This window comes from Pseudoduganella rhizocola, assembly GCF_045984285.3.
Taxonomy (GTDB): domain Bacteria; phylum Pseudomonadota; class Gammaproteobacteria; order Burkholderiales; family Burkholderiaceae_D; genus Rugamonas.
Map to the genome: position 1 here is coordinate 463,753 of NZ_JBJQIK030000003.1, position 20,615 is coordinate 484,367.

Annotated in this window: 22 protein-coding genes; 6 read left to right on the forward strand and 16 right to left on the reverse strand. The window is 65.5% G+C overall.

Annotated elements, in window-relative coordinates:
- Positions 1-84 precede the first annotated feature (84 nt).
- From ldcA to queE, 4 genes are read right to left on the reverse strand one after another with little or no spacing between them, the layout of a single operon-like run.
- Positions 85-996, reverse strand: a complete 912-nt coding sequence (gene ldcA, locus ACJRPG_RS09365) for a muramoyltetrapeptide carboxypeptidase (RefSeq protein ID WP_407999995.1) — start codon at positions 994-996, stop codon at positions 85-87.
- Positions 987-1,496, reverse strand: coding sequence for a tRNA adenosine(34) deaminase TadA (gene tadA / locus ACJRPG_RS09370; protein ID WP_407999794.1), 510 nt, complete (start codon positions 1,494-1,496; stop codon positions 987-989). The genes ldcA and tadA overlap by 10 nt, the downstream gene beginning before the upstream one ends.
- Positions 1,486-1,935, reverse strand: coding sequence for a 6-carboxytetrahydropterin synthase QueD (gene queD / locus ACJRPG_RS09375; RefSeq protein ID WP_407999795.1), 450 nt, complete (start codon positions 1,933-1,935; stop codon positions 1,486-1,488). Before queD ends, tadA begins: the two co-directional genes overlap by 11 nt.
- 1 nt (position 1,936) lies before the next feature.
- Complete coding sequence (gene queE, locus ACJRPG_RS09380; RefSeq protein WP_407999796.1) at positions 1,937-2,572, reverse strand: 7-carboxy-7-deazaguanine synthase; 636 nt, start codon at positions 2,570-2,572, stop codon at positions 1,937-1,939.
- Positions 2,573-2,742: 170 nt separating this feature from the next.
- Here queE and ACJRPG_RS09385 point away from each other — a divergent pair, with 170 nt between their 5' ends.
- Entirely contained in the window at positions 2,743-3,735 is a 993-nt protein-coding gene (locus ACJRPG_RS09385; protein ID WP_407999797.1) for a sensor domain-containing diguanylate cyclase, read from the forward strand.
- On the opposite strand, the gene ACJRPG_RS09390 is transcribed toward ACJRPG_RS09385, so the two are convergent.
- Genes ACJRPG_RS09390 through ACJRPG_RS09410 form a run of 5 tightly spaced genes read right to left on the reverse strand, consistent with a single transcriptional unit; the run spans position 3,726 to position 7,892 of the window.
- On the reverse strand, positions 3,726-5,375 hold the full coding sequence (locus ACJRPG_RS09390; protein WP_407999798.1) for a DUF4214 domain-containing protein: 1,650 nt from the start codon (positions 5,373-5,375) through the stop codon (positions 3,726-3,728). The genes ACJRPG_RS09385 and ACJRPG_RS09390 overlap by 10 nt on opposite strands.
- 27 nt (positions 5,376-5,402) lie before the next feature.
- Complete coding sequence (locus ACJRPG_RS09395; RefSeq protein ID WP_407999799.1) at positions 5,403-5,870, reverse strand: Lrp/AsnC family transcriptional regulator; 468 nt, start codon at positions 5,868-5,870, stop codon at positions 5,403-5,405.
- 15 nt (positions 5,871-5,885) lie between these two features.
- Entirely contained in the window at positions 5,886-6,140 is a 255-nt protein-coding gene (locus ACJRPG_RS09400) for a hypothetical protein (RefSeq protein WP_407999800.1), read from the reverse strand.
- Between the two features lies 1 nt (position 6,141).
- Positions 6,142-6,903, reverse strand: coding sequence for a DNA/RNA non-specific endonuclease (locus ACJRPG_RS09405; protein ID WP_407999801.1), 762 nt, complete (start codon positions 6,901-6,903; stop codon positions 6,142-6,144).
- Positions 6,904-6,935: 32 nt separating this feature from the next.
- On the reverse strand, positions 6,936-7,892 hold the full coding sequence (locus ACJRPG_RS09410) for a helix-turn-helix transcriptional regulator (protein WP_407999802.1): 957 nt from the start codon (positions 7,890-7,892) through the stop codon (positions 6,936-6,938).
- Between the two features lie 83 nt (positions 7,893-7,975).
- Between ACJRPG_RS09410 and ACJRPG_RS09415 the strand changes: the two genes are divergently transcribed.
- The gene (locus tag ACJRPG_RS09415; protein ID WP_407999803.1) at positions 7,976-8,596 is read left to right on the forward strand and encodes a LysE family translocator; all 621 of its coding nucleotides are present in this window, start codon (positions 7,976-7,978) and stop codon (positions 8,594-8,596) included.
- A 1-nt stretch (position 8,597) separates the two neighbouring features.
- On the opposite strand, the gene ACJRPG_RS09420 is transcribed toward ACJRPG_RS09415, so the two are convergent.
- From ACJRPG_RS09420 to ACJRPG_RS09440, 5 genes are all read right to left on the reverse strand, one after another.
- Complete coding sequence (locus ACJRPG_RS09420) at positions 8,598-9,128, reverse strand: hypothetical protein (RefSeq protein ID WP_407999804.1); 531 nt, start codon at positions 9,126-9,128, stop codon at positions 8,598-8,600.
- Positions 9,129-9,191: 63 nt separating this feature from the next.
- Complete coding sequence (locus tag ACJRPG_RS09425) at positions 9,192-10,175, reverse strand: response regulator (RefSeq protein WP_407999805.1); 984 nt, start codon at positions 10,173-10,175, stop codon at positions 9,192-9,194.
- Positions 10,172-11,296: a hybrid sensor histidine kinase/response regulator gene (locus ACJRPG_RS09430; protein ID WP_407999806.1), complete on the reverse strand. Its 1,125-nt coding sequence runs from the start codon at positions 11,294-11,296 to the stop codon at positions 10,172-10,174. Before ACJRPG_RS09430 ends, ACJRPG_RS09425 begins: the two co-directional genes overlap by 4 nt.
- Positions 11,297-12,646 (reverse strand): sensor histidine kinase, encoded by a 1,350-nt coding sequence (locus ACJRPG_RS09435; RefSeq protein WP_407999807.1) that lies wholly within the window; start codon positions 12,644-12,646, stop codon positions 11,297-11,299.
- Positions 12,609-14,039, reverse strand: a complete 1,431-nt coding sequence (locus ACJRPG_RS09440) for a class I SAM-dependent methyltransferase (protein WP_407999808.1) — start codon at positions 14,037-14,039, stop codon at positions 12,609-12,611. Before ACJRPG_RS09440 ends, ACJRPG_RS09435 begins: the two co-directional genes overlap by 38 nt.
- A gap of 239 nt (positions 14,040-14,278) precedes the next feature.
- Between ACJRPG_RS09440 and ACJRPG_RS09445 the strand changes: the two genes are divergently transcribed.
- Together ACJRPG_RS09445 and ACJRPG_RS09450 are read left to right on the forward strand one after the other, a co-directional pair.
- On the forward strand, positions 14,279-15,967 hold the full coding sequence (locus tag ACJRPG_RS09445) for a methyl-accepting chemotaxis protein (protein ID WP_407999809.1): 1,689 nt from the start codon (positions 14,279-14,281) through the stop codon (positions 15,965-15,967).
- Complete coding sequence (locus ACJRPG_RS09450; RefSeq protein ID WP_407999810.1) at positions 15,927-16,997, forward strand: flavodoxin family protein; 1,071 nt, start codon at positions 15,927-15,929, stop codon at positions 16,995-16,997. Before ACJRPG_RS09445 ends, ACJRPG_RS09450 begins: the two co-directional genes overlap by 41 nt.
- Here ACJRPG_RS09450 and ACJRPG_RS09455 read toward each other — a convergent pair.
- Both ACJRPG_RS09455 and ACJRPG_RS09460 read right to left on the reverse strand, forming a co-directional pair.
- A complete protein-coding gene (locus tag ACJRPG_RS09455) occupies positions 16,975-18,198 on the reverse strand; it encodes a glycosyltransferase (RefSeq protein ID WP_407999811.1) in 1,224 nt (407 codons plus the stop codon). The genes ACJRPG_RS09450 and ACJRPG_RS09455 overlap by 23 nt on opposite strands.
- A 55-nt stretch (positions 18,199-18,253) precedes the next feature.
- Positions 18,254-19,144, reverse strand: a complete 891-nt coding sequence (locus ACJRPG_RS09460) for a LysR family transcriptional regulator (RefSeq protein ID WP_407999812.1) — start codon at positions 19,142-19,144, stop codon at positions 18,254-18,256.
- 100 nt (positions 19,145-19,244) lie between these two features.
- On the opposite strand from ACJRPG_RS09460, the gene ACJRPG_RS09465 reads away from it, so the two are divergent.
- Complete coding sequence (locus tag ACJRPG_RS09465; RefSeq protein WP_407999813.1) at positions 19,245-20,048, forward strand: pirin family protein; 804 nt, start codon at positions 19,245-19,247, stop codon at positions 20,046-20,048.
- A 24-nt stretch (positions 20,049-20,072) separates the two neighbouring features.
- The gene (locus tag ACJRPG_RS09470; RefSeq protein WP_407999814.1) at positions 20,073-20,486 is read left to right on the forward strand and encodes a DoxX family protein; all 414 of its coding nucleotides are present in this window, start codon (positions 20,073-20,075) and stop codon (positions 20,484-20,486) included.
- Positions 20,487-20,615 lie beyond the last annotated feature (129 nt).

Here is a 20,615-nt window from a genome sequence, read left to right on the forward strand (position 1 = left end):
GCGCATTTTACCACCTGTGACACCTTGGGGTCAGGCACCTTTGTCAGTATGACAGGCGGTGCCTGACCCCAGGGTGTCAGTCTGTCAAAGGGTTGGGTAGTCGGTCAGGGTGAGGGTAAAGCTGCCGTCGGCCGATTGCAGGCGGGCGGTGGCGCCGAAGGGGAGCGTGCAGCGGGCCTTGATGTGGCCGAACGGGAGGCCCGTCAGGATAGGCATTGGCAGACGTTGGCGCAAGAAGGCCAGCATTTCGTCGAAGTTGTAGCCATTGTCGGCGTCGGACAGGCGGTAGCCGCCAAAGTCGCCCAGCACGATGGCCTGCTGGCCATCCAGCGCGCCGGCGTGCAGCAGCTGCAGCACCATGCGCTCCACCTTGTACGGGTGCTCGCCGATGTCTTCCAGGAACAGGATGCCATCGTCGAAATTGGCGAAATACGGTGTGCCCACCACGTGCGCCAGCATGGCCAGGTTGCCGCCCCACAGCTTGCCCTGCACGTCCACTGAGGGATTGTTTTCGCCGCTCCCATGCACGGTGTGCACGGGCCCGCGCAGGCAGTCCCAGAACTGGGCCAGCGTGTAGTCGACCGGGTCGTCGCGGATGAAGTCGTCGCATATCATCGGGCCGGCGAAGCTGATGCGGCCCGTGGCCCTCATCAGCGCCGTCTGGAAGGCCGTGAAGTCGCTGTAGCCCACAAACAGCTTGCCGCTGTCGGCCATCTTGCGGTAATCGATATACGGCAGCAGGCGGCTCATGCCGTAGGAGCCGCGCAGTGCGATCACCACCTGCACGTCCGGATCTTCCGCCGCGGCGTTCAGCTGGGCCAGGCGGCTGGCGTCGGTGCCTGCGAAGCGCTGGTATTTCTGCGCGGGGTCGTAGTAGTTGTGGACCAGGTGTCCGGCCGCTTCCAGGCGGGCGATGCCGCGCGCCAGCGCGTCTTCATGGACGGCGTAGCCGCCAGGGCCGGCGATGGCGATGCCAACAGGTTTGCTCAAGTCGATGTCCCGGTGTCGTTTTGCGCGGCGCGTTCGGCACGGAGCGCGGCGCGGCGCGCGGAAAAGAAGGATTTCAGCAGATTACCGCAATCTTCGGCCAGCACGCCAGCCATGGTTCCGGTATGGTGGTTCAGTTGCTCCTGTTCGAACAGATTGACCACCGAGCCGCAGGCGCCCGTCTTGGGATCGGCGGCGCCATATACCACCCGCGCCAGCCGCGCGTGCATCATGGCGCCCGAGCACATCACACAGGGCTCCAGCGTCACATACAGCTCGCAGCCCGGCAGCCGGTAGTTGCCCAGCACCTGGGCCGCGGCGCGCAGCGCAACGATTTCCGCGTGCGCCGTGGGGTCGTGCCCGCCGATCGGCTGGTTGTAGCCGCGTGCGATGATCTCGCCATCCTTCACCACTACCGCGCCCACCGGCACTTCACCCAGATCCCAGGCCTTGCGCGCTTCGGCCAGGGCCTCGCGCATGAAGCCTTCGTCTGCGCTGTCAGGCAGCATCGGTGATCTCGGCCCAGCAGTTAGGGGTTTCGTGCAGCACCAGCTTGTGCAGGTGCAGGCCGGTGCCGTAGCGGTCCTTGAAGGCCGCCTTCAGGATTTCCCACGCCACCGCGGCCAGGTTCTCCACCGTGGGAATGCGGTCGATCACCACCGTCTTGTGGTTCGGCAGCGAGGCCAGGAACTCCTTCACGGCCGCGTCCTTTTCGTAGACGAGGAAGGCGTGGTCCCATACGTCCACCAGGTGTTCCTTGGCGATGGCTTTCACGTCCGAAAAGTCCATGATCATGCCGTTGTCCGAATTGCCTTCGGCCGTGATGACCTGGCCGGTCAGCGTGATTTCAAGCGTATAGCGGTGGCCATGCAGGTTGCGGCACTGGCTTTTGTGGTCGGGAATCCGGTGGCCGGCGTCGAATTCGAGCTTGCGGGTAATGGTCAGCATGTCAGGGAATATTCAATAATTTATGGGTTTGCAGGCTCAGTTTCCACTTCGGATTGCGCTTGCAGGTTTCGATGGCCAGCGTAGTGTTGAAGGCTGCCAGCGGGCCGTCCATCGGCTGCACGAAGAAATTCTCGAAGTCCAGGCCCTCGTAGGCGCCCAGATCCTGGTCCTTCTGCGGAATCACGACCTTGATTTCATTGCCCTTCCCGACCACCAGCTTCGACCCCATTTTCGGGCTCACGCAGATCCAGTCTACGCCTTCCGGCACCGGCAGCGTGCCATTGGTTTCGATGGCGATGGTGAAACCGCGCGCATGCATGGCATCGATCAGCGCCGCATCCAGCTGCAGCAGCGGTTCACCACCGGTGAACACCACATATTTGCTGGGCGCATGCGTTTCCGGCCACAGGCCGTCGATGACGTCCGCCAGCGCATCCGGCGTGGCGAACTTGCCGCCGCGCTCACCATCGGTGCCCACGAAGTCGGTATCGCAGAACTGGCAGACGGCGCCGGCGCGGTCGCTTTCGCGCCCGGTCCACAGATTGCAGCCTGCAAAGCGGCAGAACACGGCCGGCCGCCCGGCGTGCGCGCCCTCGCCCTGCAAGGTATAAAAGATTTCTTTAATGCTGTAAGTCACAATGAGTCCCGAAAACGGCCTGCTTGGGCCGGGAGGCAACCCTCTATTATATGCCAAGGCGCGGCGCCCGGCGGCATTGCCCTTTTCTCCTGAAGATTGCGCGTAGTCAATATTTCACGCCTCAAGCGCAGCAACAATGGCCAGACCTCAATCCCGCCTCTTCCCCGACAATGAACAGCCGACAGCGCCTGCCCACGCCCACGCCCGCTCCCGAGCACCACGGCTTTGCCTTCAAACTGCTGGAGTTGCTGGCGATCCCGACCTTCGTGGTGGATGTGCGCGGCAAGGTGATCCTGTGGAATCGCGCCTGCGAGCGGCTGACGGGGGTGCCGGCCTACCAGGTGCTGGGCACGGCGGAACACTGGCGCTGCTTCTACGACCGCGCCCGCCCCACTGCGGCCGACCTGCTGCTGCAAGGCCGCAGCGCCGATGCGCCTGCCCTGTTCGAGCGCTGGAGCCTGGGCGGGGAACGCGGCCAGAGCCTGTGCGCCGAAAACTGGTGCCTGCTGCCGCGCACCGGACACCGGCGCTACCTGGCGGTGGATGCCAGCCCGGTACAGGACAGCGAGGGCCGCATGATCGCCGCCATTGAAACGGTGCGCGACATGACCGAGGAAAAGCAGGCCCGCCAGGCGCTGGAACAGCTGGCCACGCGCGATGCACTGACCGGCCTCGCCAACCGCCGCTGCTTCGATGAAACCCTGCACGGCGAATGGCAGCGCGCCCAGCGCCACCAGCAGCCGCTGTCGCTGCTGATGGTCGATGTCGACAACTTCAAGCAGTACAACGACGCCTACGGCCACGTGGGCGGCGACACCTGCCTGCAGCGCATTGCCACGGCGGTGGCCAGCGAGATGCGGGCCAATGACCTGGTGGCGCGCTATGGAGGCGAGGAATTCGCGGTGGTGCTGCCGAACCAGGCGCTGAAAGGCGCGGCCATTGTGGCGGAACGCATCCGCTGCCGGGTGGAAGCGCTGCAGCTGCCCAACCTCGGCACCGGGAAGCGCGTGGTCACGGTGAGTATCGGCGCGGCGACCGCGCTGCCGGCGCCGGAAAGCCTGCCGGCGCAGCTGGTGGCCACGGCCGACGCGGCGCTCTACCGCGCCAAGCACATGGGCCGCAACCGCATCAGCCTTCCGGACGATTGCACCGATCAGGTATAGAACAGCCCCACCGGCATGGTCTGTGCTACCAGCGCCACATTCTCCGGCGACTCCGAGAACGTGAGCAGCACCTCTTCCCGCGAGTGCCCGGCATGCAGGGACCCGACATGGAATGCCAGCCCATCTTCATCGGGCGTACGGTGCAGCACGTTGCGGTACAGCGTGGTGACGAAGTCGGCATCGCTCTGGTTGGCGCCGTAGCGGTCGACAAATTCCTGGCTGCGGATGAAATCGCGCGTAATCGCCTGCAGCGAGGCGCCCTGCGTCTGCACGCCGAGCCAGTAGCCCATGCCGCCGGCATCCGGCGTGCGCACGAAGGCGGCTTCATACAGGCGGTAAAGCTGGCCTGCCGCGCCATCGGTATCGAGCGCCACGCCGCCGTCGCTGAACACCAGGCGCTCCAGGTTGCTCACCACATTGCTGCCGCCATTGCTCGTGATGGCATAGCCGCCGTCCACGCGCCGGATCTCGTAGCCCGTGTGCGCGCCCGTGAACACCAGCGTATCCAGGCCGCTGCCACCATCGATCACGGGGTTGGCCGAAGCGGCGTAGAAGGTGTCGTTGGCAGCGCCGCCCAGCGTCGGCAACAAGGCCGCCACCTCGCTTGCCTGGATGCTGCGGTCGGCAAACTGCAGCACTTCAATCCCCTGCAGCAGGTCACGGCCCTCGCCCACCACCAGGATGCCGCTGGCGGAGTTCTGCAGCACGTAGGAGGCATAGGATTTGGTGAACACCACCGTATCGCGTCCGGCGCCGCCGGTGATCTGGTTATCGGCCCCGTTGCCGTAAATGGTGGACCCGCCGCTGCCCGCGATCGCGTTCTGCACGGTGACGCCGTAGGCAATCGAAATATTGTGCAGGGCCTTCGAGGTTTCGCTGAAAGCGCCCGCATTCAGGTTGATGACCGTGGCGCCGGTGCAGGCCGAGAAGTCGAAGGTGTTCACACCGCCCGCATCCCAGATGCATTGCACGGTGGACTGGCTGCTGAAGCTGTAGGTATCGTTGCCGGTGCGGTAATTCAGGTTCGCTCCGTACAGGTACTGCACCGCCTGGATGTCGTACAGCGCCGGTGTGCTGCCGTAATAGCCGGTGCGGCCGGTGCTGGCGGGCGGCGTATACGACATCTGCGTATAGTCGCCGCTGTCCTCCTCCTTTGGCAGCGAGGCTCCCGGCAGCGGGTTCCCGGTTGAATCGTAGTTGCCCGGATGTTTGAGGCCCAGCAGGTGCCCGGTTTCGTGCAGCAGCACGGATGGACCGTAGCTGCCGGGCGTGAAATTGTAGTTGGCGTTGCTCGCCGTGCTGAGGAACATGTACACATGATCCGTGCCCGGCTGCGGCAGATAGGCGTAGGCGCTGCTGCCGTCGTCACGCTGGTCGTTAGTCCCGAACTGCAGCCTGCCGCCGCCCGGCACTTCCGTGAAGGTGACGTTGGCGACCGAGGTCCAGCTGGCGAGCGCCGCACGGACTGCTTCCTGCTGCGCCGCCGTCATCGGCTGGAAGCCTTTGGCGTCGTCCGCGCTGAAGTCGCCCGCGGGGCGCTGCAGGAAGCTGAACGTCAGGGAAATGGGCTGGTGCGCAGAGGTATTCCAGCTGCTGTAAACCAGGGAGTCGATGGAATTGATGCCGGTGCTAAGACTCATGATGCTTCGGTGCCGAGATGACTTGGCTCATGGTAGCACGGGCGCAGCGGGAATCGTGAGTTCGGAGCTCTCTTTTGCGCTGGTCAGCGCAATCAGGGTTTCGGTACGCAACACGCCGGGAAGCGGCTTCAGTTGTTCCATCATCCACTGTTGCAGCGCCGCCGTGTCGCGCACCCGCACTTTCACCAGCCAGCTATGGGGGCCGGTGATGTGGTGCGCCTCCTGCACCTCCGGCAGCGCCGTCACGCGCTGCACGAAGGCCGCTTCATCGGCGCGGGGTTCCAGGTCGACAAAAATAAATGCACATATGCCAAGCCCCACGCGCAGCGGATCGATCACGGCGCGGTTGGCCGCCACCACGCCGGAAGCGTTCAGGCGCCGCACCCGGTCGCTCACGGCGGACACGGACAGGCCGATCTCCTGGCCGATATCGGCGGCGGAGCGGCGGTTATCGCTTTGTATGATGCCTAATATTTGCAGGTCGATAGCGTCCATGCGCGAAGTTTGCCTTCATTCGAAAGGATTGGCTACCTTTTTTGTTTTCGGCGCGGGCAGCGCTGCGGGCAGGGTCTCGCTTTCCAGCTGCGCCAGCACGGCGCCCAGCAGCTCGTGCAGCGCGCGGGCGCGCGCCAGGCCCTGCTGGTCGCGCGTGAGATCCACGGCGCCGTGCAGGCTCACGCGGTCCACCCGGTTTTCGATGGCGAGCGAGCCGATGTTGAGCACATCGGCCTCGTTGGCGTAGGGGGTAAAACTGTTCTTGCCCATATCAGCCTTTCCGTTTGCCTGCTTTCATTTTCGGCAGGCGCAGCATGACTTCCTTCTGCGCCGCCGGCAAGGACGGTAACAGGTTGATGCCGATCCTGCTTTCCAGTTGCGCAATGCTCAGCACTTCGGGTTTCGCGTCGCCTGCATTGGCCACGAACCAGGCGGCGCCGGCGCGCTGGCGCGGGCTGTACACCACCTTGTACAGGTGGGTGGGCACGAGCACATTGCCCACTTTCTGCAGCTCGCTGCCGATGAAGGCGGGGCCGGTCAGCACATACAGGGCGCCTTCCTTCTTCGCCATCTTGCGCACGGCCTGCTCGATGGATGACCACAGGTGGCGGTTATTGTCCGAATCCTGGGGCACCATATTCGCCAGCGAGAAGCTTTGCTGCTGGCTCTCGCGGTCCGGCATGTCGCCGTTCGGCGCCATATGTCCGCGGTCGAAACCGCTGCGCGCATAGTCGGCCAGTTCGGCGCGCTGCTGGCGCGGCAGGCGCGGCTCCGGGTGGAAGCTGTTCTCGCGCGACAGGCCGCTGGCGGCCGCCAGGTTGTGCGCGGTGAGGTGCTCGGCCGACCAGAGCGGCGTGCGCGTGACGCCGGAATGCATGATGCCGAACACCTTGTAGCACAGCTCCTGCGTCGATTTCGCCAGGCGCTCGTTGCGGATCTCGGGCGCGCGGCCTTCCACATAATGCTGCGGACAGCTGGCGAAGGCCAGGCCGCTCGCCGCCAGCAAGGCAGCGCCGATCAATTGCTGAAGCATGATTCCTGCATCAAAAACGAAGTGCCCGCATTCTAACCGGCCTTCAGTCCTTGCAACAGCTGTTCGGCATGGCGCCGCAGTACCTGCCGCAGTTCCGTCGGCTGCCGCACCTCGAATCCGAACGGCAGGCCGGCGAGCTGGCGCGCCAGCCATTCCAGTTCGTCCGACTGGTTATGCAGCACGATGCCGTCCGGCGTCTGCTCGAAAAGCCCCATGTATTCGCGCAGCTGGGCCTGCGCTTCGGCCAGCGTGGTTTTCAGCAGCACGGTGGCCGCGAACTTGCGCGGCAGCGCCGCAATCGTATGGCGCAGGTGGGCCAGCGCATCGAAGTCCTGCGGCCGTTCGAAGGCCTGCAGCAGCGGCTGCACCTGCTGCACGCGGTCCAGCCGGAAAGTGCGCATGGCATTGCGCAGGTGGCAGTGGCCGACCGCATACCAGAAGCCGAGGTACCAGGCCAGGCCATAGGTGTCGAAGGCGCGCTCGCTGACATCGTCCGGGCTGCGGCCACGGTAGCGCAGCCGCACGCGCTGGCGCACCTGGGCCGCCGCGCTGAGGGCCGCCAGCGCCGCATTGTCCGGCGCCGCGGCGCTGCGCTGCAGGTCGAGGCTCACCGTGGCGTCGATGGCGCCGACGCGGCGTTTCAGGCCGTCCGGCATGATGCGTTCCAGCTTGGCCTGGGCGCTCGCGACGGCGGGCGCGGCATCCGCCAGGCCCAGGCTGCGTGCCGCCAGCAGGCCGACCGAAAGGGCCAGCGCTTCGTCGTCGGTAAACATCATGGGCGGCAGCTTGAAGCCCGGCATCAGCGCATAGCCGCCGTGCCGGCCACGCTCGGCCGTGATCGGAATGCCCAGGCTGTCCAGCGTCACGATATAGCGGCGCAGCGTGCGCTGGTCCACTTCCAGCCTGCGCGCCATGTCGGCGCCGCTCATGCGGCCATGGGTCTGCAGCAGTTCAAGCACGGCGAGGACGCGGGTGGTGGGATGGTACATGCGCCAACGATAGCAGAAATCAGGGCGAAATATGCCCTGTATTGCATTTATGCTCCGCTCACACAACACGCAAGGAGCATCGCATGGACCACCTCTGGCTGTATTTCGTCGTCGTTTTCGGCATCATCGCCCTGCCCGGCCTGGACATGGCCTACGTGATGGGCAATGCCATGCTGGGCGGACGCCGCGCGGGATTCGCGGCCGTGGCGGGCATCGTGGCGGGCGGCTTCTGCCACCTGCTGATGGGCGCACTGGGCGTCGCCATCATCCTGCAATGGTGGCCGGCGCTGTTCAAGGTGATCCTGGTGGCGGGCGCGCTGTATATCGCGTGGATGGGGGTGACGCTGATGCGCAGCAGCGCCATTTTCCAGCCGGAGCATGGCAGCAGCGTGCTGGCGCCGCAGGTGATCTTCCGCCGCGCGATGCTTACCAGCCTGCTGAATCCCAAGGCCTATGTGTTCATGCTGGCGATCTTTCCGCAGTTCCTGCGCGCGGGGGCCGGGCCGCTATGGCTGCAGTCCGGCGTACTGGGCGCCATCACGGCGGCTACCCAGACCGCCGTTTATGGCGCGCTGGCGCTGGCGGCGGCGCAGGCCACGCACTGGTTCGGGCGCAATCCGGCTGCGGCAGCGCTGACCTCGCGCATCCTGGGCGCCCTGCTGCTGCTCACGGCAGCACTTGGGCTGCTGCAGGCAACGCGCTGAATCAGTGCATGCGGTCCAGCGCCTGCAGCACTCCCTTGCGGTTCTTGTGCGAGGTTTCGTAGCGGCGCACCTTGCTGCGCTGGGCCGCCGTGAGCTCGGCCACGGCGCTGCGCACTTCCTGCACCGTGAGCTTCTCGTAGTTCCGGATTGGCACGCTGGTGTCGGCGCCTGAGGCCTCGCCTGCTTTGGCTGCCGGCTTGCGGGACGGCGCGGCGGATTTGGCGGCGGTGGACTTCTTCGCCGCGGACTTCTTCGCGGCAGTTTTCCTGGCGGCCGGCTTTGCTGCGGCCTTCTTCGCCGCGGGCTTTTTCGCCGCGGTTTTCCTTGCGGCCGCTTTTTTTGCCGCAGGCTTCTTCGCAGCCGCTTTTTTCGCCGGCGCCGCGTCCTGCGTCTCACCGGCTTCCTTGCGTTGCTTGTTCACGATGCGCGCGGCGACTTCTTCTTCACGGCCTTTGTAGCGGCCTTCCTTTTCGAACTTCGCTTCGATTTCCTTGTATTCGCGTTCGCGTTTCGGGCTGGCTCCTCGTGGCATGATGGCCTCCTGTGAAAGAAAGCCCCATGCTACTCAAGGAAGCCCTTGCGTGGCGCACGCCTATCAGAACTGCTCCACCCAGCCCGCGAGCTCCGACGGCGACAGCGCCGCTTCCGCCTTCACCAGGCGCGCCTGCACGCCGCCATCCACCTTCGCCAGCTGCAGCGTGAAGCCGCGTTTGCCCAGCCACAGCAAGCCCGCCAGCCATGCCGCATGCTGCGCCGAGACCGGCGTTTGCGCCGCCGTTTCCAGGTATTCGGCCAGCGCCGCATCGTCCGGGAACAGGATGCCGTCGCCGTTCGCCTGCACGCCGTCGCCGAAGCCTGGAGCCAGCGCCGCCAGCGCCTGTGCCATCTCGCCGCCGTCCAGGCGCTGCTCCAGCTGCGCAAGCCGGGCGCGCACCTCGCGGCCGAAAGCCGCGCTGCGGAAAGCCTCCGCGCTGATCAGGTCAGCGTGGTCCATCATCAGCCAATCCGGTTCCGGCGGCGTCATGCCGACGCACAGCGCGCCGGACAGGTAGGCTTCCACCGGCACCACCGGCATCTCGCCGCCGATGCTGGCCGACAGGGTGTACACGGTGCCGATGCGGTGCGCCACGGTCTGGCGCTGGCGCACCAGCAGCTTTTCGCGCAGCAGCTGCGAATGCTCCTTGCGCAGCCGCGCCAGTTCCAGCGCCTGCTTGATCTCCATGCGCAGCGCCGCGATATCCCATGGTTTCTGGATATAGCGGTGGATCTGCCCCTGGTTCACGGCTTCCACCGTATGTTCGAGTTCCGAATAGGCCGTGGTCAGGATGCGTACGATGTGCGGATAGCGGTCCCACGCATAGAACAGGAGCTCATTGCCGTAGGCGCCGGGCATGCGCTGGTCGGACACCAGCACGGCGATGGAATCGGACTGCTCATCCAGGATGCGTTTGCCCTCCTCCACCGATTCGGCGGTGATCACGGGAGCCATGGAACCCAATGCGCGCTGGAAGTACTTGAGGGCCGTCGCCTCGTCGTCCACATAAAGAATGGCCGGGACTGGCCTGCTGGCTTCGGTCATGCTGGTTCCTTTTCTGATGCCGGGAAATTCAAAGTAATGGTCGTTGGCTGGCCCTCGCCCGACTGTACGCGCAGGTGGCCTCCGAAGGACTGCATCACGCGGTTACAGAATATCAGGCCCCAGCCGCTGCCCCCGTTCTGGCCATGCATGGTGACGGGGTCGAGCAGCAGCCGGTTGAGGATGGCGGGCGGGATGCCCGGCCCGTTGTCCTCGATGGCGATATGGGGCCGCCCTTCGGTGGACACCACAAAGCGGATCGCGGGCTGCGGGTGCCCCTCCAGCGCGCGCAGCGCATTGCTGAGCACCGAGGACAGCACCAGCGCCACGCAGTTGGGTGAAATGCGCACCGTGAAATCGCCCCGCACGTCGAGCGCAATGCCTGCGCGCTGCTGCGGCGTCAGCGGGTAGCTGTTCAGGATGCTGCCGATCAGCTGCTGCGCGCTGCCGCCCGTCAGCTGGGCCGGCGGCACCACGCAGGCCCGCTTCACCGAGTCCACGAAGGAGGACAGCACGGCCAGGCAGTAGCGCGCATTGTCGCTCATATGGGCTGCGGCGTTGCCGATTTCCGCCTTCAGCGGCAGCGCATGTTCCTTCTCCGGGCCGTTCACACGGCGCTGGATGCTGCGCGCGAAATTGGCGATGGTGGACAGCGGCGTATTCAGCTCATGCGCCAGGAAGGCCACGGTTTCCTCGATGGCCAGCAGGCTGTGGCGGCGCGCGGCGCGCTCGCGCGCGTTGTCGCTGGCCAGGCGCAGGGCGCTGCGCAGCACCTCCACGTCGACCGGCTTTTCCAGGATGCGGAAGATATCGCCGCCGTTCACCGTCTCCAGCAGCACATCCTTGTCGGCAAAGGCGGTTACGAGGATGCGCACCAGGTGCGGATATTCCTGCTCCACCTGGCGCAGCAGCTCGCCGCCCACGCGGCCCGGCATGCGGTAGTCCGTCACCAATACCTCGATGCCGGAATCGGGGCGGCGCAGGATCTCCAGCGCCTCGTTGACGCCGGGCGCGGTCAGCACCTCGTAATCGGCTTCGATGGCGCGCACAAAATACTTGCAGGCCATCTCCTCATCGTCCACATACAGGACGGTCGCCACTTTCTTCTGATCGGTTTCAGCCATTCAACGCTCCCCGCCCGCCGCGCGCGGCAGGTCGAAACTGAATCTGGTGAACTCGTCCGCCACACTCTCCACCGCCAGCAGGCCGCCATGGCGCTGCACCACGCTATAACAGATACTCAGTCCCAGGCCCAGGCCCTGTCCCACTTCGCGCGTGGTGAAGAAGGGTTCGAACACCCGGCCCAGGTTTTCCGGCGCAATGCCCGGCCCGTTATCCTGCACCATCACGCGCAGGCGCTCGCCGTCGATGGCGGCCCGCACCGTGATCTGCGGCTTGCGCTCCGCGGTGCGGCGCAGCGCCATCGCCGCATTGCTCAGCAGGTTGATCAGCACGCCGATAATCGCCGCTTCGTCGCCGCGCACCAGGGTATCGCCCGGCAGTTCGCGCCGCACCTCGATGCCCTTGATTTCATGCCCCACCAGGCGCACCGCCGCGTCCAGCGCGCGCTCGAACAGGAACTGGGTATTGTCGTAGTCCGCGCCTTTTTTGCGGTAGGCGAAAGTCTTCAGGTCGGACACGATGTACTGCACCCGCTGCATGCCCTGGCGCGCATCGGCCAGGCATTCCATCAGCGTGGGACTGCTCTTCGCCACCGGCTCCTCGCTGGCCAGCTCGATCGCCATCAGGCAGAAGTTGACCGGATTGTTCACTTCGTGCAGCAGGCCGGCGGCCAGCGTGCCCAGCGCCGCCATTTTCTCCTGCTGCAGCATCTGGCCCTTGATATCGGCCAGGCTGCGGTTGGTCAGCTCCAGCTGCGCATTCTTCTGCGCCAGCTCGTCCTTCAGTGCGAACAGCTGGCGCCGTCCACGCTCGTTATAGAAGGTGTAGACCGTGCTGCCCAGCACCGAGAACAGGATGATGGTGGAGTGGAACAGGAACTGGCTGCGGTCCACGATGCCCTCCGGCCGCAGCGCGCAGGCCAGGTAGTACAGCAGCATGGTCAGCAGGCCGAAGCTCAGCGTGTACTTGTACCCGACCGGGAACAGCGTGCCCACCGCATAGGTGGTGAGGATAATGCCGGCATAGAACAGCGAACTCTCGCCCTGCGTGGCCCAGATCATCCACGCGATCATCAGCTGCGGGAAGGTCAGCCAGACAAAGGTCACGGCGCCCACATGGCGCTTGCCGAACGGCGTGTACAGCAGGGCCAGCGCAGCCAGGATGGCCACGCTGGTGCCCACGCGCACCAGCGCGAAACGCATCATCTCCTGCGGATACATCGCATAGTCGAGCACAATCCCCAGCAGCACCAGCACGATGACCGTGACGGCGCAGGCCCTGCTCGACAGCAGGTGGTAGCCGCTCAGTTCCTCTTCATAACTGGCGCGCGGCAGGCTGGCTATTTGTTCCATGCGGATTGACGATGGTTTCGGCGAACACGTTGACGCCGGTGGAATCGGTGAAGAGGTGGGTCGCGCCGCGGCGTTCCGGCAGGATGGCTTCCATGCGCGCCTCGTCGCGGTAGATCAGGTACCACTCCAGGATGTGCTCCATGCTGAAGCGCTCCGGATTGCTGCTGTGGACATTCGTGACCATCAGGCTGCCGCCCGCGCGGCTGCGCGAAGCAAAGTAGTTATTCAGCTTGATGCAGACCTTGTCCGACAGGTAGTCGAACAGGCCGGCGCAGTAGACGGCGTCGAACTCGCCCTGCCCCGCGCTGCTGGCTTCCACCCGCTTCTTCAGCAGCTGGTGCACCGAATCGTGGGTGAACTCGATGGTCACGGCGCTGCCCACCGCGCGCTGGATGCCGTCCAGGGTATTGCGGGTCCACTCCAGCGTTTCGGCGCTGAAGTCCACCAGCATGAACTGCAGCAGTTCCGGATTCGGGTAGCGCTGCAGGAAGCGCTGGATCTCCTGCGCCGGGCCGCAGCCCACGTTCAGCACGCGGAACGGCCGTCCGGCCTCGCGCGCCTGGTCGGCCAGGCGGCACAGGTAGTCCACCAGGATATCGATGCGGTTGCGGTGCGCCGCCGCCACGGCAGTCTGCAGGAAGGCCGTGTTCACGATCTGGAAATAGGTGCTCGGTCCTTCGCGCGGATCGCTGAGGATCTGGTTCACCATCTGGTAGTCGCCCGCATAGCCGAGCGGCTTGGTGAAGGTGCGGAACACGAACGGCGCGCGCAGGATCAAGGGGTGCAGCGCGGCCTGGGCGAAGGCGCGGTGGGCCGCCGCCGTCTCTTCCTCGACCAGCGACGCCTGGTGGTTGATCTCGTCGAAAAAGTCCTTGGTCTTCTTCATCAGCGGCATGGCCAGCTGCTGGAAATACTCCATCGGCAGGCGCTTGCCTTCGCGCGGCAGCGATGCCGACAGGTCCACCTGTTCCAGCCAGCGCGAGGCATCGGCCAGGAAAGCGCGGGTTTCATTGACCACGATCTGGTAGTCGCGGCGGATGCGGAAACGCTCGCTCCAGCCGTTGACGAAGTCCTGCGCCTTCTCGCCGATGGCGCCCGGCGCCAGCACCTCATCGGCCAGCTCGCGCCATTCGTCGGTCAGGCTGACGGACACCATGGCCGTCAGCCCGGTGTTCACCATGCTGATGACCACCGCCTTGCCCATGTAAACGCTGGTAGTGCCGATGCGTACGGTCAGTTCGCTTAATACTTCGCTGACCTGGACAATCGAATAGGGATTATAGACTTCCATGACCAGCGATTGACGCTGGAGATTGACGATGGTGCCGCGTACGGCCTCGCCCTGTGTATTTATAAAACTGACGACCGGATCGATTTGCGTTTGTAGGGGCACGTGAAATCTCTTATTAGCCGCGATATAGCCGCGTTAAATCACTGCTGCATCGATATTCGTCCGAGTGTACTAGAGAGTCGCACTCCCTGCAACGAAGCGCCCGTCGATAGGAAAATTGCCCTGAGTGTATGTTCCATGCAATTCGCATAATAAAACTGCTCGATTTGCCGGAATGCCGCTGCTACACTGCTCGACGCAGGCGGAGACCCTGACCTATTAAATAGACAAAACAACCAATAATGAATATCTCGAATATCAAGATCGGCCACCGTTTAACTATTGCATTCAGCCTCAGCGCACTGATGCTGGCTGCCGTCGTCATTCTCGGCGCCGGCGCGCTGCGCCATGTGGGGCAGGAAGTGCGGCTCGCCGTCGATGACCGCTACCAGAAAATCGATGTGCTCAGCCACATGAAGGACGCCCTGAACCTCCAGGCCCGCGCACTGCAGGACGCGCTGATGATGCGCGAGCCGGCCGCGGTGCGCAACGACCTGGCACAGGTCGAGGAAACCAGCAAACGCATCGATGCCGGCCTGGAGAAGCTGGACAAGACCATCGCCAACGCCGAAGCGCGCAAGCTGCTGGCAGGCGTGAAGGCGGCGCGCCAGCGCTATGCCGCAGCCCGCAAGGAACTTGCGGCGCAATTGGGCGCAAACGATTTCGATAGCGCCACGGCCCAGATCTACACGGAAGTGAATCCGGCTCAGAATGCCTATTTTGAAGCGCTGGACAGCCTGATCGCGGTGCAGGTGAAACTGATGCGGGAGGCAGGCGCCAGCGCCACCGGCGCGGTGGACAAGGCCGTGATGGCGATGATCGTGCTGGGCGTGGTGGGCGGCCTGCTCAGCATCGCCACGGCCGTCTTCATCACGCGCAGCATCGTGGGCCCGGTGGAGCACGCGGTCAAGGTGGCGCGCACCGTGGCAAATGGCGACCTGGATTCCCATATCGAGGTGCGCTCGACCGACGAAATCGGCCAGCTCTCGGAAGCCCTGCACGATATGAATGAAAGCCTGCGCAAGATCGTGCGCGAAGTGCGCTCCGGCACTGAAAGCATGACCACCGCTTCCAGCGAGATCGCGGCGGGCAACCTGGACCTGTCCTCACGCACCGAACAGCAGGCCGGCTCGCTGGAGGAAACCGCCTCCTCGATGGAAGAACTCACCTCCACCGTCAAGCAGAATGCGGACAATGCGCGCCAGGCCAACCAGCTGGCCACCGCTGCCTCCGACGTGGCGGGCAAAGGCGGCGCCGTAGTGGCCCAGGTGGTGGAGACCATGGCCTCCATTAACGCCTCCTCGCGCAAGATCGTGGACATCATCACGGTCATCGACGGCATCGCCTTCCAGACCAATATCCTGGCCCTGAATGCAGCCGTGGAAGCGGCGCGCGCCGGGGAACAGGGCCGCGGCTTCGCCGTGGTGGCGGGCGAGGTGCGCAACCTGGCGCAGCGCTCGGCCGCCGCCGCCAAGGAGATCAAGACCCTGATCGGCGACTCGGTGGAAAAGGTGGGCGCCGGCGCGCGGCTGGTCGATGAGGCCGGGGCCACGATGGAGGAAATCGTGGCCAGCGTGAAGCGGGTGAACGACATCATGGCCGATATCTCGGCCGCCAGCCAGGAACAGCTGAGCGGTATCGAACAGGTGAACCAGGCCATCACCCAGATGGACGAGGCCACCCAGCAGAATGCGGCGCTGGTGGAACAGGCCTCTGCGGCAGCGGCCACCATGCAGGACCAGGCGCACCGCCTGCATGAGACCGTGGGCGTGTTCACCCTGACCGAGCGCGATGTGCAGGCGGCGCCGCGCAGCAAACGGCGTGGGTTCGCCACCGTACAGACCTCCCGGCGGCAGCATGAGACGCTGGCTCTCGACATGGGAGACAGCGATGACGCAGATACGAAAGGGCCAGGCGCCCGCGCGGCCTGAGCGCGCCGAGTTCCACCTCAAGTTCCAGCACAACTTCGCCGACCCGCGTTTCGACGCGGTCCGCGCCGAGCTGGCGAAGGTGGAAGACATCGCCTGGCAGAATTTCCAGGATAGCCGCAAGGCCCCCGTCACGCGCAAGGCCGGTCCCGGCTTTGCCGATCCCGCCTACGATCTCTCGGTTGAATGGCAGGTGGCCAGCGAGCGCCTGAAAGCGGCCGAGCGGCGCCAGAAGGATCCCGCCTCGCCTTCGCGCGTGCTGCTGGTGTGCGGCGCCTCGCGCAACGACGGCACCTGTCCCGGCGAGATGTCGAAGAGCTTCCGCATGCTGCAGTGGCTGAAGACCACGCTGGAAACGGAGGGCATGACGCCCGATGTGCTGGACCTGAGCCAGCTCACTTCCGGCTACGACCAGCATATCCACCCCTGCAAGGGCTGCGTCTCCACCGCCATGCCGCTGTGTCACTGGCCCTGCAGCTGCTACCCCAACCACAGCCTGAACCAGGTCAACGACTGGATGAACGGCATCTACGAACAGTGGGTATCAGCCCATGCCATCATCATCGTTACGCCCGTGTACTGGTACCAGGCGCCCTCGCCGCTCAAGCTGATGATAGACCGGCTGGTATGCGCCGATGGCGGCAACCCCGACCCCACCAGCACCCACGGCAAGAATGTGGAAGAAGCCAAGGCGCTGGAGCTGAAGGGCTGGGATTATCCCAAGCACCTGGCCGGCCGCGCCTATGGCCTGGTGGTGCACGGCGATGTGGCGGGCGTCGAAAGCCTGCGCCGCAACCTGTCGGACTGGCTGGAATGGATGGGACTGACCGGCGCGGGCATGCAGTCGGCGCTGGACCGCTATGTGGGCTATTACGAATCCTATGCCGAAAGCCACGATACGCTGGACCGCGACACGGCTTTCCAGGAAGAGGTGCGCAATGTGGGCCGCGCCGTGGCGCAGGCCGTGCGCGAGCTGCGCGCCGGGCGCCTGAGCAAGCCGGATGCGGGCCTCAGGCCCGCGCGCCCGAAGTAAGGCCGCCCTTCAGCACCCGTTCGAATTCATCCACGATGCGCTCGGTGCGCTGCTGCTGCGTTTGCCCGCCATGGCGGCCGGCGAAGGCGCGCGCGCTGTTGCGGTAGGAAGGGTCGTCCAGCAGCCGGCGCAGCAGCGAACGCCAGTTGGGCGCCGCGCCGAAGCGGGCCCCATTGATGCCTGCGCCAAAGGCTTCCACCCGGCGCGCCATCAGGAACTGCTCCAGCTGCATGGGCATCAGCAGCACCGGCACGCCGGCCAGCAGCGCCTGCACCAGCGTCGCTTCGCCGCCATGGCTGACGCACAGGTCGGCTTCGGCCATGGCCGCATCCAGCGACACCGGACGTGCCGAATAGTGGATCAGCGGCGACACGACCGGCGGCGCCTTGCCCGATGCAATCTCGGGCTGGTAGCACACCACGCGGCAGCCTTCGTCGGCCAACGCCTGCAGCACGCCGGGATGGCCCTCGTGCTCATGCTTGAGATAGGCGAAGACCTTTGGGCCGCTGCCCGCCGGCCACTCGGGCGGCACGCCGGTCTGCGCCAGGAAGTTGGGGCCGAACCAGCTGGCCGACTGCGGCGGCCTGCCGTAATGGTCCAGCTCCGGCCAGGTGCACAGCAGCGCGTGGTCGCCCAGCAGCAGGCTGGCGGCGTTCGGCAGTAGCGGCGCGGACAGTCGGGCCAGCACGGCATTGGCCGTCTTCAGCACATGCGATTCCGCCATGGCCAGCCTTTGCGGCGCAATCTGCTCCCACTCGCGCAGGCTGGGCAGGGGCTGGCCGGCGGGCGGACTGTAAAAGCCGATGCCGACGCTGGCACTGGGCAGGCCCATGCTGCGCGCAGCCAGCAAGGCGGTCGGCGCGTAGTCGCCTATCACCAGGTCCACGCGCAGGGCCTTGAAGGCGGAGCGCCACGCCTGCACCTGGCCAGCCAGGGGCTGGGCTTCGAGGTAGCCGGCCGGAATCAGGATCTCGGCCAGGCTGGCCTGGGTGGGCGGCATGCCCGCCGTGCGGTGCAGCCAGACCGGCGCCTGCAGCTTCGGTACATCCATATCGGCCAGCACGCGGTGCGTATGCGCCACGTCGCGCAGGCTCATGCTGACTTCGTGGCCGCGTGCCAGCAAGGCATGCGCCAGGACCTTCAGCCTGCCTGCATGTCCCAGCCCGCCGCCGAGCTCCCACGCCAGATGAATGTGTGCCATGAGAAAGAGTGTATCCTGCCTCGCCGCCGATTCCAAGCAATGCTTCCCGCCCCGTTCAGCCCTCCTTCAGCAGCGCGATGAAACGGCGGCCGGCCGGTCCCGGCGGCGCGTCGTTGCGCGACAGCGCATACATGGAAAAGGCGGCGCCCTCGTTGGGACTGGCTTCCAGTTCGATGCTCACCAGGCTGCCGGCCGCCAGGTCGTCCTGCACCATATGCAGCGGCATATGGCCCCAGCCCAGGCCCGCCTTGAGGAAGGCGTGCTTGGCGCCGAGGTCGGCCAGGCGCCAGCCGCTGGCCGCCAGCACGCCGAAATCGCGGCCCTGGGTCAGGCTGGAACGGTCGGTGAGGATCAGCTGGATATGGCGCATGGCCTCGGCGCGCGCCACCGGCGGCGGCAGCTGCGCCAGCGGGTGGCCGGGCGCGGCCACCGTGACGGCCGGCACGTGCAGCAGGTAGTCGGTGCTGCAGCCCGGCGGCACTTCGGGGAAGGAGCCAATCACCGACAGCCTGCAGCGCCCGTTCAGCAGCGGCTGCACCACGGCGCCCATCGCTTCCACATACAGGCGCAGCGGAATGGAGGGGAATTCGCGGTGGAAAGCCTGCACGGCGGCTGTCAGGCGTTCGATGGGGAACATCACGTCCACCGCCACCGAGAGCTCGGCTTCCATGCCTTCGGCCAGGGTGCGCGCCCTGGCCTTGAAGCTGTCCATGCTGTCGGCCGCCTGCCGCGCATTGGCCAGCAGCGCCCGGCCGGCCTCGGTCAGCTGCGGGTAGCGCCCGCTGCGGTCGAACAGGGGGAATCCCACCTGCTGCTCCAGGTTGGCCAGCGTGGCGCTGACCACGGACTGGGCGCGGCGCAGCTTGCGCCCCGCAGCGGAAAAACTGCCTTCTTCGGCCGCCGCGATGAAGGTGCGCAGCTGGTCCATGGACATGGCATCGAGCATCTATCGTTCCTTTCGATGGTTTCCATCGAAATATATAGGCTCCCGAGATACATGTCGAGGCACTACGATAGCTCCATCAGATCCCAACAAGGAGCACAGCATGAACGCACGCCGCATCATCCACCGCCACGCCGGCCACCAGCGCGGCTGGATCAAGCGCCTGGCCAGCCCGAACGACATCGGCCAGATGATCAAGCCCTTCGTCTTCCTCGACGATTTCGATATCGTCGGCAACGGCGAACTACGTTCCAGCCTCCATCCGCATTCAGGCATCGCCACGGTGACTGTGCTGCGCGAGGGCACGATGGACTATCTCGATCCCAGCGGAGCGCAAGGCCGGCTCGACGCCGGCGGGGTGGAATGGATGCAGGCCGGCGCCGGCATGTGGCACGGCGGCGGCGCCGCCAAAGGCGTGCGGGCGCGCGGCTTCCAGCTCTGGATCGCACTGCCCGCCGAGGACGAACTGGGCGCAACGCACAGCCAGTACCTGCCGCCTTCGGCCATCGAAACGGCCGGCCCGGCGCGCGTGATTCTCGGCAGCCATGAAGGCGCACGCAGCGCCATCAGCACCCGCGCTTCCATCAACTACCTGCACGTGGTGCTGAAGGACGGCGAACAGTGGCGCTACCAGCCGCCTGCCGGGCATACCGTGGCCTGGCTCGCGGTGGCGCAGGGATCGCTGGCCGCCGGCCGCACGCAGATCGCGAACGAAATCGCGGTCTTCGAGCCGGGCGAACAGGCGCTGGAATTCACGGCCGTGGGCGATACGGACTTCGTCATCGGCTCCGCCGTGCCGCATCCGCACGAGCTGGTATTGGGCTATTACTCGGTGCACACCAGCGCCGCGGCGCTGGAAAAAGGCGAAGCGCAGATCCAGGCGGTCCGTCCGCGTCAAAATATCTGAAACTTTTAGTCATAGGAGAGCATCATGAACAACACCAATAAGTTCCTGCCCCTGATTGGCCGCATCCTGCTGGCTGCCATCTTCCTCATGTCCGGCCTCGGCAAGCTGGCCGACCCGGCTGCCGCCATGGGCTATATCGCTTCCATCGGCCTGCCGCTGCCGGGCGTGGCGCTGGCCGGCGCCATCGCGGTGGAGGTGGGCGGCGGCCTGCTGATCGCCATTGGCCTCTACAGCCGCATCACGGCGCTGGCCATGGCAGCCTTCAGCATCGCCACCGCACTGCTGTTCCACAACGCGCTGGGCGACCAGAACCAGATGATCCACTTCATGAAGAACATCTCGATCGCGGGCGGATTCCTGCAGATCGCGGCCTTCGGCGCGGGCGCCTTCAGCCTCGACGCGCGCCGTCCGGCGGCCCGGCTTGCAACCGCCGGTTAAGATGGGCTTCCTCTTGTAAGAGAGGGATTACAAGGCTACGGGAAGCGGGCCGCTACTCAGCCCGGAGGCGAACTCGCATACTCGTTATACGGATGACAACGCTTTTAGCGTCAATCAATATAACGAGCC